Raw genomic sequence first — 15,178 nt, 5'->3', positions numbered from 1 at the left:
GCACTCCCGAGGGGCCCCGCATGAAGACGCGCCAGCGGCTTCATGCGGGGAGGGCGTGGGGACTAGCGCCGGCGTTTTCGAGGCGCCGTCCCAAAGATGTCCCGCATCAAGTTCCGGCCAAGGGAGCTGCCCATGGAACGGACCATGCTTTTCAGTCCGCCACCCAGCGCCCCGCCCAGGGCGCCCATGACGTCAGAGCCCGCCCCGCCGCCGTCGTTCTTGGGAGCTGGAATGGCGGCCGGTGGAGGTGGCGGCTGCGGTGATTCGGCAGCCGCGCCCGTGCCGGGCGCCGCCGCGGTGGCGGCAGGCGTCTGCAATTTCTCGTAGGCGGAAACGGGGTCGACGGCTGTCCCATAGGTGGGCAGCAGCGTGGAGGCAGCGACGACGGCCTTGACGCTGGCGTCAGTGCTGGGCCCCATGACGGATCCGGGGGCGCGCAGGCGGGTCAGGGCCACGGGGGTGGGTGCACCATTTTCATCCATGACGGTGACGACTGCCTCGCCGATGCCGGCGCTCGTGAGGACTTCCTCGAGGTCATAGCCGCTGGTGGGGAATGTGGAGACTGTGGCCTTGAGTGCCTTGGCGTCATCCGGGGTGAACGCGCGCAGGGCGTGCTGGACGCGGTTGGCCAATTGGGCCAGGACGTCGGCCGGGACGTCTTTGGGGGTCTGGGTGACAAAGAAGATGCCGACGCCCTTGGAGCGGATGAGCCGCACCGTCTGGGTGATGGCGTTCAGGAACGCCTTGCTGGCGCCGTTGAACAGAAGGTGGGCCTCGTCGAAGAAGAACACGAGCTTGGGCTTGTCGACGTCGCCCACTTCGGGCAGATCACGGAACAAGTCCGCCAGGAGCCACATCAGGAACGTGGAGAACAGCAGCGGTTTGTCCTGGATGCTGGGCAGTTCCAGGCAGGTAATGACGCCGCGGCCGTCGGGGGCCGTGCGGAGCAGCTCGGCGGTGTCGAACTCTGGCATGCCGAAAAATTCGCTCATGCCCTGGGCATCAAGGGTGATCAAGTTACGCAGGATGACGCCGGCCGTGGCCTTGGAGAGCCCGCCGAGTTCCTTGAGGTCGTCCTTGCCTTCATCGGAAGACAGGAATTGGATGACTGCGCGCAGGTCCTTCAGGTCAAACAGTTCAAGGCCCTTGGTGTCCGCATAGTGGAAGACCAATTGGAGGCTGGATTCCTGGGTTTCGTTCAGGTCCAGGACGCGGGCCAGCAGGATGGGGCCAAAGGAGGTGATGGTGGCGCGCACGGGGACGCCGTTGCCGCTGCCGCCCAGGGCCAGGAATTCCACGGGGAAGGCCTTCGACTCCCATTGCTGCCCCAGTGCCTGGGTGCGGGCCGTGAGTTTGTCGCTGCCCTCGGCCGCGGTGGACAAACCGGTGAGGTCGCCCTTGATGTCGGCCATGAAGACCGGGACGCCGGCGGTGGAAAGCTGTTCTGCCATCATGTGCAGCGTGACAGTCTTTCCGGTTCCGGTGGCTCCGGCCACCAGTCCGTGCCTGTTCATCATGGCGAGCGGGAGGGAGACCTGCGCCTCAGGGCGGACCTCACCGTCCACTATTGCTGCGCCGAGGGCGATGGAGGAACCGCTGAACGTGTAGCCGGCCTGAAGTTCGGTAATCAACTCTGCTGGGGTCTTGGTAGCCATAACGACAGCGTACCGTGCCTCACATTCTGAGCGCGGCAACTGCGCCGCGGCTGTCGGCAATCCAGCAGGCCTCTAAAGTTCGTGCCGCTCGTCAGCCCAACAGGAACGCCACGACGAACATCGCGGGGATGGCCAGGATGGTGGTGGCCAGCACGGTGTCCTTGGCGACGGTGACGCCCACTTGGTAGCGCTGCGCCGTGACATACACGTTTTGGGCCGTGGGCAGGGCGGCGGCAACCACGACGGCGAACAGTCCCGCCCCGCTCATGCCGAGGACAAAGTGCCCCAGCAGGAATGCCACGATCGGATGCAGGACCAGCTTGAATCCGGTGGCCAGCAGAATGTCGCTGCGCCGCCCGTCGGCCGCCGACAGGGGCTTGGTGGTGCCCAGTGACATGCCGAACGCGATCAAAATCGCGGGAATGGCTGCGCCGGCAATGAGGTGCAACGGTTCGGCCACGAGGTTTGGCAGATCCCATCCGGTTGCCGCCAGGACCAGGCCCACAGCCGTGCCAAGGATCATGGGGTTGCTGGCGATTTGCAGCAAGACCCGCCCCGGCGTTGCGCGGCGGCCGCTGGTGAGACTGTCCAGCAGCAACAGATAGAAGGGGGTGTAAAAGGCCAGCTGAAAGACCAGTACGGGAGCAATCAAGGCCGCGTCGCCCAGGACGTAGGCGGCAATGGGGATGCCGAGATTTGCCGCATTGGCGGTTGATGAGGACATGGCGGACAGCAGAGATTCGGCCAATGTCCGCTTCAGCCAGAACTTGATGATCAGCAGGAATACGCCGCCGGTGAAGACGGCGCTCGCCGCGGCCACCAAAAGAGGCGCGGAAAAAACCGTCTGCAAGTCCGCCCGGGCAAGTGTTTCCACGAGCAGTGCCGGGCTGGCCACAAAGAAGGACAGCCGGCTCAGCACCAACGGCGCGTTGTCGCCGAGCACTTTTTTTCGGCCGACAAACCAGCCGACCAGGATCACGAGCCAGACGACGGAAAAGCCCTCGACGACAGCTAGCATGGCGGTCCTGTGGTCGGGGTATTCATTGTTGGCACTCCATCAGCCTAAACAGAAAACACGGTTTTCCGGCAATGGAGTCCGCCGCCATGACGTTCATCTGACCAAGGTTCCATCGGCCCGTCATGCCGGTACCTCGGCCGGAGCCGGCAATGACTACCTCCAAGGCATGCATGGGGTCGGTGTTGTCCCGTTGGTTCGTTGTTTACCTGAGGGCCCGCCGAGTCCATACGGCGACCGCTTCGACGGCCAGCACCACGACGAGCACCATCAGGATGATGAACGAGACGACGCCGAACTCTTGGACTCGGCTGGCGTTGAGCAGATAGAAGCCGATGCCGCCCGCACCGACGATGCCGAGCAGTGTTGCCGAGCGGATGTTGACGTCGAGCTGGTAGAGAACATGTGCGATGAACTGCGGCGCCGCCTGGCGCAGGGTGGCGGAAAAAAAGACCTGGCTTGAGGTTGCCCCGCTTGCCCGGACCGCATCCTGCACCCGGACATCTGTCTCCTCGAGCGAGTCGGCGATGAGCTTGCCCAGCAGGCCCACGGACCCGATCGCAAGAGCCAGCGTGCCCGGTACCGGTCCCAGGCCGGTGATGACGATGAACACGATCGCAAGGATCAGCTCGGGCAGGCCGCGGATGATGACGATGATTGTGCGGAAAAGATTCGCGACGGAGCTGCTCGGTGCAACGTTGCGGGCAGCGAAGATGCCGATCGGCACGGCGAGCACCAGGCCCAGCAGCGTAGCTGCAAGTCCGATTTGGATCGTCACGAGCATCGCCTCGAGAAGCGTGTCGAGCAGATCCTGCGGCGATGGCGGCAGGAACGTCCCCAGTACTTGCGGCAGCGCAAGCAGGTCTTCGACCAGGGTTGAGAAGTCCAGGTCGGCGTACATGGTTGCCAGCGCGATGACAGCGATCGTGAGCGCGACGCCCACAAACCGGCGGATGCGTTCGCTGTCCCATTGCGGCACAATCCGCACCCGGCCGTCGCGTGTGCGCTGCAGCTCGCGGCTGGCCAGGGGCGCGGTGACCCAGCCCGCAGCGATTCGGTCGATGAATCCCATCAGGCCGCGACGGCCCGTCGGCACCCGGCCGAGCAGGCTGGCGCGGATCGCGCCGGAGAGCATCTCGAGCCCGATGCACAGGAGCAGGATGATCAACGCCAGTGCCATGCCCCGCTGGTATTGCATGGTGCGCAGGGCGTTGGCCAGTTCGAGGCCGATGCCGCCGACGCCGACGTAGCCGAGCAGCACCGATGAGCGCAGGTTGATGTCGAAGCGGTGCAGGGCCGTCGCGATCAGCTGCGGCATGACCTGCGGGATCACCGTGCTCGTGATCCACTGCAATCGGCCGCCACCTGCGGAGCGCACGGCCTCAGCCGGCCCTCCGTCAAGCTGCTCGATCGCGTCGGCATAGAGCTTGCCGATCATGCCGATCGAGTGCAGGCCCAAGGCCAGGATCCCCGGCAGCGCACCCAGACCAAAGATGCGGAACAGCACAATCGCGAAGATGAGGTCGGGAACTGCGCGGCACAACACGATGACCGTGCGGGAAAGACCGCGCATCACGGGGCCGCTGGTCGTGTTCGCCGCGGCGAAGATCGCGACGGGCAGGCTCAGCACCACCGCGAGGACGGTGGCGACGACAACAATCGCAAGCGTCTGTCCGGTCATCACCAAGAGCTCGCCCAACGGCGGGAAGTCGAGCGGGAACATGCGCTGGACGAAGCGCCCGGCATTGTCGATGCTGCGGACCATCGACGAAACATTGATCTCGAGCGCTCCAACCGACCAGATCGCTGCACCGAGCACCACGGCCAGGGCACTCCAGGCCGCGATGCGGTTCAAGTCGGGGCGGGGGCGTGGGGGCAGCTGGATTCCGGCGTTCGCGGAGCGGGGTGCGGGCTTTTCCACGACGACGGCCATCTAGACGGCCATCTTCAAGCGATGGTCCGCCGGGACGGGTGCGTAGATGCCGTCGACGTCGTCGAAGGTCATGCCTGCCGCGGGCCGGTCAAGTACCACGCGGCCGGCGTTCAAGCCTACGATGCGGTCGGCGAAGTCGAGTGCGATGGGCACTTGGTGGAGGCTGCAGATGACTGTGAGGTTCTCCTCGCGGCTGATCTGGGCCAGGAGTTCGATCACGCCGGCCGAGGACAGCGGGTCGAGTGAGGCGACAGGCTCGTCTGCGAGCAGCACGGTGGGGCGCTGAATGAGGGCGCGCGCGATTGCGGCACGTTGCTGCTGACCGCCGGACAGCGTGCCGGCGCGCTGAAAGGCCTTGTCGGCGAGGCCGACGCGGGCAAGTTGCTCCATTGCGGCCTCGCGCACGGCGCGAGGGTAGCTCCACAGCCCAAACCGCGGCCCGCGCAGCGAGCCGAGCTTGCCGGTGCACACGTTCTCGAGCACCGACATCGACTCGACGAGGTGGAATTGCTGGAAGATCATGCCGACGTCGTTGCGGAGTCCGCGCAGCGTGGCTGGCCCTGCTGAGTGCACCGGGGTGCCGAGCGTCCAGACGTCCCCTTTCGAGGGCTTGTGCAGGCCGTTGATGTGGCGCAGCATCGTGGACTTGCCCGAGCCGGACAGGCCGAGCAGCACGTTGATCTTGTTCGCCGCGAACGCCACACTCACGTTGTCGAGCGCAGTGATGGTTCCGAACGTCTTGGTCACGTTCTCAAATCGGATGGCTCCGAGGTCGGGGATCGTCTTGTTCGCGGCGCTGGTCATCGGTGATTCTCGTTCCTTTTCGGTTGCTGGGTGGACTTGCAATGCGGTGTGGATCGAGCTGGGCCCGATCCACACCGCCGGGGTCAGATCTTGCAGGCAGCGGCCTTGGTGACCTCGCACACGGCGCGCACGCCGTCGTAGAGTGAGTCCTCGACCGGGATGAAGCCGTATGTGCTCCCTTCGGGAAGCCCGCAGTCGGCCTCCGATGAGCACACGCCGGATTTAATCAAGGCCGGCATGTTCAGGTCGTCCGCGAAGATTCCCTTGAGCTGGCTGATGAGGTCGGCGGGCAGCTTGTCGCTGGCGACGTAGGGGCTGCCGGCGATTACCTCCGACTTCCAAACGACCTTGACGTCGCCCTCCTTCATGCTCCCCGAGTCGATGAGCTCCTTGGTGACCATGGTGTCGTAGGCGAAGCCGGCCTCGCAGGTGCCGTCGGCGACGGACAGTGCGGAGGCGTCGTGGCCGCCGGCGAAGGTCGGTTTGACGTCAGTTTCGGGGTCGATGCCGAGCTCGAGCAGTCCTGCACTCGGGTACAGGAAGCCCGAGGTCGAGGTCGGGTCGACGAAGCAGACGTTCTTGCCCTTGAAGCCCTCGAGGCCGGTGATGTCGCTGTCTGCGGGGACGATGCCGTACGACTGGTAGCCGGGTTGTTCCTCCGGTGTGTCGACGAGGGCGCCGAGCGCCTCGACGCCCGCGCCACCGTCTTTGGCAACCATGTAGGAGAACGGGCCCATGCCCGCAAGGTCGATCTGGCCGGCGCGCAGGCCCTCGATGACCGCCGCGTAATCGGTGACCTGCTGCATCTCGACCTCAAGGCCGGTTTTGTCCTCGATCGCCTTGATGATCGCCTTGTTGTCCTCGGCGATGCCCTGGGCCGACTCGCTGGGGATCTGTGCGAAGACGAGTTTTTCGGGTGCTTCGGCCGCGTTGTCCGCGTTGGAGGCGGTGGCACAGCCGGTGAGTGCGGCGAGGAGGGTGACAGCTGTGAGGAGCCCGCTGGCTCGAGTGCGAAAATTCATCGAAAATTGCCTTTCGTGGAGACGGCCCGACGAACGTCGGTGGTGGGGTGGTAGTAGTGAGTCAACTGTCGCTTTGTCCGGTGAACAGTGGGGGATGGGTAGCTACACCGGACGATGACTTTGCAGGGAACAGCCAGTGAATGTTGGGCGCGGAGTCAGCGTGCCGGTGTGGCAGCCAGGACGCGTGTCAGGAACGTGAAGAGGTGATTGGCTGCCTCCTCGAGCGTGCCGTCGTTGACGATCTCGAGGTCGACGGGATGATCCGGCGCGGGATCCCGGCGCGCCACACGCGCTGCAGCCGCATCCGCGTCCTCGCGACCGCGGGCAACGATGCGCGCCAGGCGCACACTGTCGGGCACCGTGATGCGCACGACCCGCACGTCCGTGAACTGGCTGGGCAACTGCTCCAGCACTCCGCGCGAGACGTTCGCCACGACCACGCCCCCCGCCTCGACGACGTTGAACACGTGGGCGGGGATGCCGTACGCGAGGCCGTGCGCCCGCCACGTCAGCGCGAGCTCACCCAGCCGCTCGGCAGTGTCGAACTCGCCCTGGCTCACCGGATGGTGATCCTCCCCGGCGCCCGCCGGCCGGGTGATCAGGCGCCGCGGGAAATCGATTCCGCCGTGGCCTGCCACCGCGGCGCGGGTGTGCTCGATGATCGAATCCTTGCCCGAACCGCTCGGCCCGACGACAGCGACAAAGGCGCCGCTCACGCGACACGCCTTCCCTCACGCCACACACCGCGCACGATCGGCATGGGTGAGTCAAGCGGGTGCTGCTCCGCCGGCGCCCCCTCGTATGCTTGCACGCGAAGGACGTCGGCCCGTTTGCCCGGGGCGATGACGCCGCGGTCCTCGAGACCGGCAGCGCGCGCCGGGTTGGCGCTGACAAGTGCGGCACCCTGCGGCAGCGTAATGTCGCCCCGGCCGAAAAGCAGGAAGACCGCCTGGAGTGGACTGGCTGGGACGTAGTCGCTTGACAAAATGTCGAGCAGTCCATGCCGGAGCAGCTCGGCGGCGGCAACGTTGCCCGAGTGTGAGCCGCCGCGAACGATGTTCGGGGCACCCATGACAACGAGCTGCCCGGCGGCGCGGGCCGCCCGGGCGGCCACGATCGTCGTCGGGAATTCCGAGATCGACACACCCGCCGCTGCCGACTCGTTGACATGCGCCTGGGTCGCGTCGTCGTGTGCGGCGGTCGTGATGCCACGCTCGCGGGTGCGCTCGGCCATTCGGCGGCGGTTTTTGTCGGAGTACTGCGCCGAGAGGACGTGCAGTTCACCAACGTGCTGCTCGAACTGCACGTTGGTCATGCTGTGCTTGCCCACCATGTAGGTACGGAACGATTCGACGTCGGCGTACTGGCGTTGCCCGGGTGTGTGGTCCATGAGCGAGACCATCCGCACCCGCTCGTGCCCGCCCACCTCGTCGAACACCTCGACGACGTCCGGCGTCGCGACCTCACACCGCAGGTGCACGTAGTGGTCGGCACGCAGTATGCCCGACTCGGCGGCGTGAATCACCGCGTTCACCAGCGTGCTGGCATTGCTGCTAATTCGGTTCTCTCCGGGCCCGCTGCCGATGCGCATCGCATCGAACACGGTGGTCACGCCCGAGGCTGCCATCTGTGCGTCGTGCGCGATGACGGCGGGGATCGGATCCCAGAAGCGCTTGGGACGCGGCTGGTAGTGCGACTCGACCTGGTCGGTGTGCAGTTCAACGAGGCCGGGCAGCAGGTAATCCGCTCCCATGTCTTCGCCGGGCACGCCGTCGACGGAAAGGTGCGGGTCGGCGGAGATCTCGGCAATCGCACCGTTTTCCATGCGTACGGATCCGTGCATGACTTCGTTCTCGAGGACGATCTTGGCGTTGTTCAGGATGAGGGACATCAGCTGGCCTCCAGGGTGGAGAGATTGGCGAAAGGATGGACGGAGAGAATTTCGAAGGGACCGCCAGGAACGGATTCGACGCTGATGACAATCGCTGTCAGCGGCACGTCGACGCCGGCCACGTCGGTGAAGTGCTCCTCGAGCGCGGCGTCGACCTCGGCGGTGCGCTCCACGGGCACCGGGTCGGTGAGGGTGAAGTGGAAGCGGAACTCCTCGAGCACGTACGGATAGCCCCAGCGCTCCAAGAGCTCGCGCTGGGAGTGCGTGAGCCGCTCGGGACGGCGGCGGCGGACGTCGGCGTCATTGAGCGGGGCACGGAAATCCTCAAACGCCCGCAGCGCGGCGGCAGCAAGGGCATCCAATCCGTCCTGATCCCCGCCGGGCAGCAACGCACGGAAACCGTCCAATGCCGCAGGGCGTGGGCAGGAAATCACGACCGGCGACCGCCCGGCAGCGAAGGCGTCGGCCGCTGCGCACAGCTCCGCTTCGGTGCGTCCAGGAGCGAGCCGCATCGGCGCCCTGAGCGTGGCGTGGAAGCCGTAACGGCGGGCATCTGTCGTGAGGTCCTGGATCTCGTCGCGAACGTACCATTCCTCGACCACACCACGCAGCCTGACAGCCTCGGCCACGTCGCTCTCGTCGGCTCCGGGGACGGCGTAAACCGCGTATCGCCTCACGCGGCGACCTCCTGGCGGGCCGCCGTGAACGACTGCACGTCGACAGTCACGTCGGCGACGGCCTCGCGGACATCGGCGTCGTGGAAGATCGCGAGCATCCCGGCACCGCGGCCGAGGCTTTCGCGGATCAGCTCGATGACGACACCGCGGTTTCGTGCGTCGAGTGAGGCTGTCGGCTCATCGAGCAGCAGGAGCGGCCGCTCGATGATGAAACCGCGCGCGATGTTGACGCGCTGCTGCTCGCCGCCCGAGAAGGTCGCGGGCGGCAGCTTCCACAGCCGCTCGGGGATGCTCAGGCGCCCGAGCAGCTCGCCGGCGCGCTCACGCGCCGTCTCCCGGACGGTGCCGCGCTCAATGAGCGGTTCGGCGACGACGTCGATCGCGGGCACACGGGGCACCGCACGCAGGAACTGACTGACGTACCCCAGGGTCTCGCGCCGGGCCGCGAGGACCTGTCGCGGCTGGGCCGTGGCGAGATCCATGAGTGAGTTCTGGTGGCTGAGCATGATGCGGCCCGAGTCTGCACCGTAGCTGCCGTAGATCATCTTCATCACGGTGCTTTTGCCTGCGCCCGACTCGCCGCCAAGCACCACGCAGGCACCGCGCGGCACGTCGAAGGTCAGGCCGCGCAGTATGGGCAGCCGTTGGGATTCCTGCAGGTGCAGGGTGAACGTCTTGTCGACATTCTGGACGGACAGCACGGTGTTCGCGGGCATGTCGTTGCTTGAGTTGTAAGTCATGGAGATCAGCCCTGGAGAATCGAGGAGACGAGCAATTGGGTGTATGCGGCCTGCGGATCGTCGAGCACCCGATCCGTAAGGCCCGACTCGATGACGGCGCCGTCCTTCATCACCAGCGTGCGGTGTGAGATGAGGCGCGCGACGGCGAGGTCGTGGGTGACGATCACGACCGCGAGGCCGAGCTCGGCGACGAGCGAGCGGATGAGGTCGAGCAGGCGGGCCTGGACGGACACGTCCAGGCCGCTGGTTGGCTCGTCCATGAAGACCAGGCGCGGACCGAATACGAGGTTGCGTGCAACCTGCACCCGTTGGCGCATTCCGCCGGAGAACGTCGCGGGGGTCTCGTCGATACGCTCGGCGGGGATTTCCACACGGCGCAGCCACTCCTCGGCTTCGGCCCTGATCGAGCCGTAGTGGCGCCATCCGTTCGCCATGAGCGGTTCGCCTACGTTGCCGCCGGCACTGACGTGCATGCGCAGCCCGTCGGCGGCGTTCTGGTGCACAAAGCCCCAGTCGGTGCGCCACAGCCGGCGCACTTCTCGCTCGCTCAAGGTCGACAGGTCCAGCAGGTTGTCTGCCGCACCGTCTTCTCCGCCGGCGCCGTTCTCAGAGGTGGTCCGGTAGCGGATGGATCCCTCGTCGAGGGTGAGTCGCTGGGACAGCATGCCGAGCAGGGTGGACTTGCCGGAGCCGGACTCGCCGACGACCGCGAGCACTTCGCCGGGCCACAGGTCGAAACTCACGTCGCGGCATCCGAATCTCTCGCCATAGCGGTGTCCCGCGTTGGTCACGCTCAGCAGGGGCGTCTCGTCGTTCATGCGTTCACCTCAGTCGTTTGGATGCGCTCGTTCGCCGTGGCGGTGTGTTCGCAGTGGTCGGTGTCTGAGCAGACGAACATTGCGCCGCCTGCGTTGTCGATGATGACTTCGTCGAGGTAAACGCCGGCGGATCCGCAGATCTCGCAGGGCTGCTCAAAACGTTGCGGTTCGAACGGGAAGTCCTCGAACCCCAGACTTTCGACGTCGGTATAGGGCGGGACGGCGTAGATGCGCTTCTCGCGGCCGGCGCCGAACAGCTGAAGGGCGGGGCTCTGGTGCATCTTTGGGTTGTCGAAGCTCGGGATGGGCGAGGGCGCCATGACGTATCGGCCGTTCACGAGCACCGGGTAGTCGTAGGTCTTGGCGATGTGGCCGTATTTCGCAATGTCTTCGTAGAGTTTGACGTACATCAGGCCGTACTCTTCGAGCGCGTGCAGGCGCCGTGTCTCGGTCTCACGCGGTTCCAGGAAGCGCAGCGGTTCCGGGATCGGCACCTGGTACACCATGATCTGGTTCTCGCCGAGCGCCGTCTCGGGAATCCTGTGCCTGGTCTGGATGATCGTCGCCTGATCCGTGCGCGTGGTGCTGTCGGCACCCGCGACCTTCTCGAAGAAAGCCCGGATCGACACCGCGTTAGTGGTGTCGTCGGCGCCTTGGTCGATCACCTTCAAGGTGTCGGACGGGCCTATTATTGACGCGGTGACCTGCACGCCGCCGGTACCCCAGCCGCGGGGCATCGGCACTTCACGGGACGCGAACGGCACCTGGAAGCCGGGGATGGCGACGCCCTTGAGCAGCGCACGGCGGACGACCCGCTTGGTCTGTTCGTCGAGGTAGCCCTCGTTGTAGACGATGCGTGGGGTGCTCATGCGTTCTCCTCAATCGGGGCGCTGTTTTCGGGTGTGGGTGCCGCGGCGCCCTGGCGTGCCTGGAACTCGCGGCGCAGGCTGCGGATCAGCACAAGCTCAGCCTGAAAGTCCACATAGTGGGGGAGCTTCAGGTGCTCGACGAAGCCGGTGGCCTGCACGTTGTCGGAGTGCGCGATCACGAACTCTTCGTCCTGCGCCGGCGACACAACCCGCTCGTCGAACTCCTCACGACGCAGCGCACGGTCCACGAGCGACATTGACATCGCTTTGCGCTCTGCCCGGCCAAAGGCGAGACCGTAGCCGCGGGTGAACTGCGGCGCCTGATCGGCACTGCCGACGAACTGGTTGACCATCTGGCATTCGGTTACCTCGATCCGCCCGATCGGCACGGCGAACCCGATCTCGGGTGCGTCGAACTCGATTTCAACCTCGCCGACACGCACCTCACCCACGAACGGATGGTTGTTGCCAAAGCCGCGCTGTGTGGAGTAGCCCAGCGACAGCAGGAAGCCCTCGTCGCCACGGCTGAGAGCCTGCAGGCGCTCAGCCCGGCTCATCGGAAAGACCGTCGGCTCGCGAGTCAGGTCTCCCGGATCCGGATCCGTCCATCCCTCGGCGGGCCGGGCGAGCTCGATGAGTGCGTCGACGCCGAGCAGATCAGTCACGCGCGGCATCGGCTCATCGACCGGCACGTCCGGTGCAGGCACGTCCGGGGTGTCGAGCTCGTCGGCGAGCAGGCGGTGCGTGTAGTCAAATGTCGCGCCGAGCTGCTGACCCCCGGGGATGTCCTTGAAAGTTGCCGACACGCGGCGCTCGGAGGGCAAGCCGGCAGTGTCAACCGCGACCGTGATGCCGAACCGTGGCAGCGTCGTGCGGTACGAACGCAGCAGCGTGACCGCTTCGAGTACATCGCCCTGTGCCTGCAGCAGCGCCTTGGCGGCCAGGTCTGGGTCATACAAAGAGCCCTCGGCCATGACACGCGAGACAAGCACGCCCATCTGGTCGCGCATCTGCGCGTAGTCGATGCGCTGGGCGTCGGCCTCGCCGCGCCCGCGCTTGGCGAGCAGCGCGTGCGCGTTGGCGATCGCCTTCTCGCCTCCCTTGACTGCAACGTACATTAGGCGCCCCTCTTCTCGTTGGTGTGCTTGTCCGCGCCGATCAGCGCGGTGGTGCGCGGCAAGCCCCGCACAGTGGTTTCGGCAGCGAGGATGATGTCCACGCCACGGGGGAAGAGCGCACGGTTCTCCTGCCACTGCGGGAGGAACCCGCTGGGCAGGCCCGCGCCGTCCCAGTCGGTGGCGCATTGGATGCCGGGACCGGTCGCTGCGAGGGGTCCGGCACCGCGTGCACCGCAGGCGTCGATGACGAGTGTCGCGGACAGGTGCGGTTCCTCGTCTGTGCCGTGCACGAGCTCGGCCAGGCGCGGTGCCGCGGACGGCGACGACGCAATCACGTACGATGCGTCGCCGGCTCGGTCGACAAGTCGTGCGCCGGTGTGAAAGGCAATCCAGGCGCCGACTGCAGGGGCGGAGCGCAGCGTTTGGTCGAGCCAGATCGGCGTTTGCTCGTCGCACAGCGCCAAGATGACAGCGCCGGCCGTCGGTCCCAGTGGCGCCGGGGGGTGAATGCCGACGTCGATGCGCTGCGGTGAGGTGGGGCGCGCCAGCGCTTCGAGGACGGCCCGGAAGACCTGCTGCGCGTCCCGTACGGGGTTCGTGAATCCGGGGGTGTGGTTCTGGGCTGTCAGCATGCTCATTCGTGCTCCCTTGCGACGGTGAAGAAGTCAACCACTGTGCTGCGCGCGTCGGCATTGGCCGCGGCGTCCCGCTCGGCCTGGCGGCGCTCGAGCGGTTCGATCACGCCGGTGAGGACGCGCTCGCGCTGCCCTGGCACGGACAGGAGAGCATCGAACACGGCGGCGAGTCCGGCATGTTCAGGGTGGCTGCCCAGCACATACGAGGTCCCACTCGCTTCGTCGACTCCGGCGCCGCGAAGCATCACGGACGCCCGGGTCACTGTCGCCTCACCGAGATTAAAGCGGTCACCGGTGCCGCCTATGCGACCCTGCACCATCACCAAGCCGGCTTCCGGGCCGCGCAGGTAGGTGATCTTTGGCGGCTCGTCCCACGCGTCCCACAGCACCTCGAGCTCGGCATGCGAGGCACCCGCGAGCACTCGCGCAGCCCGGTGGACCTCATCGGCTGTGCGCTCGTCCGCGCTATTTCCATGTGCTTTCACGATGCAAATTCCTCCACGCCTGGCTCCCTCTCAAAGTTGTCTATTTATCTAGACAACTTAATAGTAGGGCCGTAAGATCAAGGGACAAGGCCTGCCGAGCGACGCGAAGGCCACTACTGGATGAACTTTCGGTAAACCGCCCAGGAGGACACCCGTGACCGAGCAAACACCCGCACGATCGAGCAGCGGATACACGGCTTGGCTGCTGATCGCCGAGGAACTGCGCGTCGAAATCGGAGACGGCCGGCTGCAGACAGGTGACCGCCTGCCAAGCGAGAATGCACTCGCCGAGCGCTTCAGCGTGAACAGGCATACTGCACGCCAGGCCATCTCGGCCTTGGCGGAGGATGGGCTGGTCGAGGCCCGACGCGGCAGCGGCACTTTCGTGACCGGTGAGGCTGTGCACTTGCACCGGATCGGCTTGCGCACGCGTCTGACACGCAGCCTCGCCGACGAGGGCAGCCCGTCGGGGCCGGGCCGCGTGCTGGAGAGCTCGATTGAGGATGCGCCGGCCGACATCGAGCGGCGGCTCAAGCTTCACAATGGCAGGGCGGTCCGGATCGAGAGCACTCGATCGACGGGCGCGCAGCAGGTCTCCTTGAGTACGCACTGGTTTGATGCCGAGCGGCTGCCGCACATCGCGGCGGCCTTTCGGCGCACAGGATCGGTGACGGCGGCGCTGCGTGAAAGCGGCATCAACGACTACGTGCGCGCGTCGACGGTCATTAGCGCCCGGCACGCCACGGCCTCGGAGGCGGCAGTGCTTTCACTCGGGCCCGGCGCGATCGTACTAGTGGCCGCGGCGCTCGACACCCTTCCCGACGGCACCCCGCTGCAGCGCGTCGTAACGCGCTTCCCTGCGCAGCGGGTGCGCCTGGACATCGAGCACCCCCGCGCGGACTGAGCACATGGGCGCAGCTGCTCCACAAGCAGCGTTCACGAGGACGCTCCAGGGCGGTCATCGCTGGTTATCGCGGTTGTTTACGGCGTGCTGGCGCGCAAATCGCGTTGGTGAAGCCTGCGAGGTGCTAGCGGCCTTGGGCCAGGGCCGGGCGCAACAAGCCCTCGGTGACGGCCTCGGCCGGGTCGGTGCCCAGGTGCACGATCTTGTTCTGTGCGTCTACATGAACCACTGCGGGCACAAAGTCGAGAGCCTCGGCCGTCGTCATTTGGGCGTAGGTCATTAAAATAACAAGGTCGCCAACACCCACCAGGTGTGCTGCCGCGCCATTGATGCCGATGACGCCCGAGTCGCGCTCGCCGGCAATCGTGTAGGTTTCCAGCCGGGCGCCGTTGGTGATGTCCACAATCGAGACAAGCTCACCGGGCAAAATATCGGCGGCGTCCAGCAGATCCGCGTCCACTGTCACCGAGCCAACGTAGTGCAGATCGGCATGGGTGACTGTTGCGCGGTGAATCTTGGATTTAAACATTGTTCGGATCATAACCCCATAAGTCTACCGCTCGCCGGCAGCCACGAACTGTGAGCTGCCTTGCTTCTGGCACTAAATGCGTG

The 15,178-nt window shown here is 65.9% G+C and carries 16 protein-coding genes; 1 reads left to right on the top strand and 15 read right to left on the bottom strand.

All coding sequences use genetic code 11. The annotated features are described in order from the left end of the window. Positions 1 to 62: 62 nt before the first annotated feature. The 14 genes from AC1L6K_RS01870 to phnG all read right to left on the bottom strand — a co-directional run bounded on the left by AC1L6K_RS01870 (position 63) and on the right by phnG (position 13,662). Positions 63 to 1,655: a helicase HerA-like domain-containing protein gene (locus AC1L6K_RS01870; protein WP_480951058.1), complete on the bottom strand. Its 1,593-nt coding sequence runs from the start codon at positions 1,653 to 1,655 to the stop codon at positions 63 to 65. A gap of 91 nt (positions 1,656 to 1,746) precedes the next feature. Then, complete coding sequence (locus tag AC1L6K_RS01865; protein ID WP_480951057.1) at positions 1,747 to 2,673, bottom strand: AEC family transporter; 927 nt, start codon at positions 2,671 to 2,673, stop codon at positions 1,747 to 1,749. Between the two features lie 202 nt (positions 2,674 to 2,875). After that, positions 2,876 to 4,603, bottom strand: coding sequence for a phosphonate ABC transporter, permease protein PhnE (gene phnE / locus AC1L6K_RS01860; RefSeq protein ID WP_480951056.1), 1,728 nt, complete (start codon positions 4,601 to 4,603; stop codon positions 2,876 to 2,878). Then, the gene (locus AC1L6K_RS01855) at positions 4,604 to 5,407 is read right to left on the bottom strand and encodes a phosphonate ABC transporter ATP-binding protein (RefSeq protein ID WP_480951055.1); all 804 of its coding nucleotides are present in this window, start codon (positions 5,405 to 5,407) and stop codon (positions 4,604 to 4,606) included. A gap of 83 nt (positions 5,408 to 5,490) precedes the next feature. Then, a complete protein-coding gene (locus AC1L6K_RS01850; protein ID WP_480951054.1) occupies positions 5,491 to 6,429 on the bottom strand; it encodes a phosphate/phosphite/phosphonate ABC transporter substrate-binding protein in 939 nt (312 codons plus the stop codon). Positions 6,430 to 6,584: 155 nt separating this feature from the next. After that, complete coding sequence (gene phnN, locus AC1L6K_RS01845; protein WP_480951053.1) at positions 6,585 to 7,145, bottom strand: phosphonate metabolism protein/1,5-bisphosphokinase (PRPP-forming) PhnN; 561 nt, start codon at positions 7,143 to 7,145, stop codon at positions 6,585 to 6,587. Then, complete coding sequence (locus AC1L6K_RS01840) at positions 7,142 to 8,320, bottom strand: alpha-D-ribose 1-methylphosphonate 5-triphosphate diphosphatase (RefSeq protein ID WP_480951052.1); 1,179 nt, start codon at positions 8,318 to 8,320, stop codon at positions 7,142 to 7,144. Before AC1L6K_RS01840 ends, phnN begins: the two co-directional genes overlap by 4 nt. After that, positions 8,320 to 8,997: a DUF1045 domain-containing protein gene (locus tag AC1L6K_RS01835; protein WP_480951051.1), complete on the bottom strand. Its 678-nt coding sequence runs from the start codon at positions 8,995 to 8,997 to the stop codon at positions 8,320 to 8,322. Before AC1L6K_RS01835 ends, AC1L6K_RS01840 begins: the two co-directional genes overlap by 1 nt. Then, positions 8,994 to 9,737, bottom strand: coding sequence for a phosphonate C-P lyase system protein PhnL (phnL, locus tag AC1L6K_RS01830; RefSeq protein ID WP_480951050.1), 744 nt, complete (start codon positions 9,735 to 9,737; stop codon positions 8,994 to 8,996). The genes AC1L6K_RS01835 and phnL overlap by 4 nt, the downstream gene beginning before the upstream one ends. A gap of 5 nt (positions 9,738 to 9,742) precedes the next feature. After that, positions 9,743 to 10,555: a phosphonate C-P lyase system protein PhnK gene (phnK, locus tag AC1L6K_RS01825; RefSeq protein WP_480951049.1), complete on the bottom strand. Its 813-nt coding sequence runs from the start codon at positions 10,553 to 10,555 to the stop codon at positions 9,743 to 9,745. Beyond that, positions 10,552 to 11,424 (bottom strand): alpha-D-ribose 1-methylphosphonate 5-phosphate C-P-lyase PhnJ, encoded by an 873-nt coding sequence (locus AC1L6K_RS01820; protein ID WP_480951048.1) that lies wholly within the window; start codon positions 11,422 to 11,424, stop codon positions 10,552 to 10,554. Before AC1L6K_RS01820 ends, phnK begins: the two co-directional genes overlap by 4 nt. After that, on the bottom strand, positions 11,421 to 12,542 hold the full coding sequence (locus AC1L6K_RS01815) for a carbon-phosphorus lyase complex subunit (RefSeq protein WP_480951047.1): 1,122 nt from the start codon (positions 12,540 to 12,542) through the stop codon (positions 11,421 to 11,423). The genes AC1L6K_RS01820 and AC1L6K_RS01815 overlap by 4 nt, the downstream gene beginning before the upstream one ends. Further along, positions 12,542 to 13,180: a phosphonate C-P lyase system protein PhnH gene (gene phnH / locus AC1L6K_RS01810; RefSeq protein ID WP_480951046.1), complete on the bottom strand. Its 639-nt coding sequence runs from the start codon at positions 13,178 to 13,180 to the stop codon at positions 12,542 to 12,544. Before phnH ends, AC1L6K_RS01815 begins: the two co-directional genes overlap by 1 nt. After that, on the bottom strand, positions 13,177 to 13,662 hold the full coding sequence (gene phnG, locus AC1L6K_RS01805) for a phosphonate C-P lyase system protein PhnG (protein WP_480951045.1): 486 nt from the start codon (positions 13,660 to 13,662) through the stop codon (positions 13,177 to 13,179). Before phnG ends, phnH begins: the two co-directional genes overlap by 4 nt. Positions 13,663 to 13,816: 154 nt before the next feature. Between phnG and phnF the strand changes: the two genes are divergently transcribed. Further along, complete coding sequence (gene phnF / locus AC1L6K_RS01800; RefSeq protein WP_480951044.1) at positions 13,817 to 14,566, top strand: phosphonate metabolism transcriptional regulator PhnF; 750 nt, start codon at positions 13,817 to 13,819, stop codon at positions 14,564 to 14,566. Between the two features lie 124 nt (positions 14,567 to 14,690). Here phnF and panD read toward each other — a convergent pair whose 3' ends face one another. Next, a complete protein-coding gene (panD, locus tag AC1L6K_RS01795; RefSeq protein ID WP_480951043.1) occupies positions 14,691 to 15,107 on the bottom strand; it encodes an aspartate 1-decarboxylase in 417 nt (138 codons plus the stop codon). Between the last annotated feature and the right edge of the window lie 71 nt (positions 15,108 to 15,178).

The organism is Specibacter sp. BI4 (assembly GCF_056680095.1).
Note: the sequence above shows the minus strand (reverse complement) of the source record. Positions and strands in the feature narration are given on the sequence as shown.

Excerpts from the sequence above, each read along its gene's own strand:
- AC1L6K_RS01815 (WP_480951047.1), bottom strand. The coding sequence starts at position 12,542 with ATGTACGTTGCAGTCAAGGGAGGCGAGAAGGCGATCGCCAACGCGCAC.
- AC1L6K_RS01850 (WP_480951054.1), bottom strand. The coding sequence starts at position 6,429 with ATGAATTTTCGCACTCGAGCCAGCGGGCTCCTCACAGCTGTCACCCTC.
- AC1L6K_RS01870 (WP_480951058.1), bottom strand. The coding sequence starts at position 1,655 with ATGGCTACCAAGACCCCAGCAGAGTTGATTACCGAACTTCAGGCCGGC.
- AC1L6K_RS01840 (WP_480951052.1), bottom strand. The coding sequence starts at position 8,320 with ATGTCCCTCATCCTGAACAACGCCAAGATCGTCCTCGAGAACGAAGTC.
- AC1L6K_RS01865 (WP_480951057.1), bottom strand. The coding sequence starts at position 2,673 with ATGCTAGCTGTCGTCGAGGGCTTTTCCGTCGTCTGGCTCGTGATCCTG.
- phnL (WP_480951050.1), bottom strand. The coding sequence starts at position 9,737 with ATGACTTACAACTCAAGCAACGACATGCCCGCGAACACCGTGCTGTCC.
- AC1L6K_RS01855 (WP_480951055.1), bottom strand. The coding sequence starts at position 5,407 with ATGACCAGCGCCGCGAACAAGACGATCCCCGACCTCGGAGCCATCCGA.
- phnE (WP_480951056.1), bottom strand. The coding sequence starts at position 4,603 with ATGGCCGTCGTCGTGGAAAAGCCCGCACCCCGCTCCGCGAACGCCGGA.
- panD (WP_480951043.1), bottom strand. The coding sequence starts at position 15,107 with ATGATCCGAACAATGTTTAAATCCAAGATTCACCGCGCAACAGTCACC.
- phnK (WP_480951049.1), bottom strand. The coding sequence starts at position 10,555 with ATGAACGACGAGACGCCCCTGCTGAGCGTGACCAACGCGGGACACCGC.
- phnH (WP_480951046.1), bottom strand. The coding sequence starts at position 13,180 with ATGAGCATGCTGACAGCCCAGAACCACACCCCCGGATTCACGAACCCC.
- AC1L6K_RS01820 (WP_480951048.1), bottom strand. The coding sequence starts at position 11,424 with ATGAGCACCCCACGCATCGTCTACAACGAGGGCTACCTCGACGAACAG.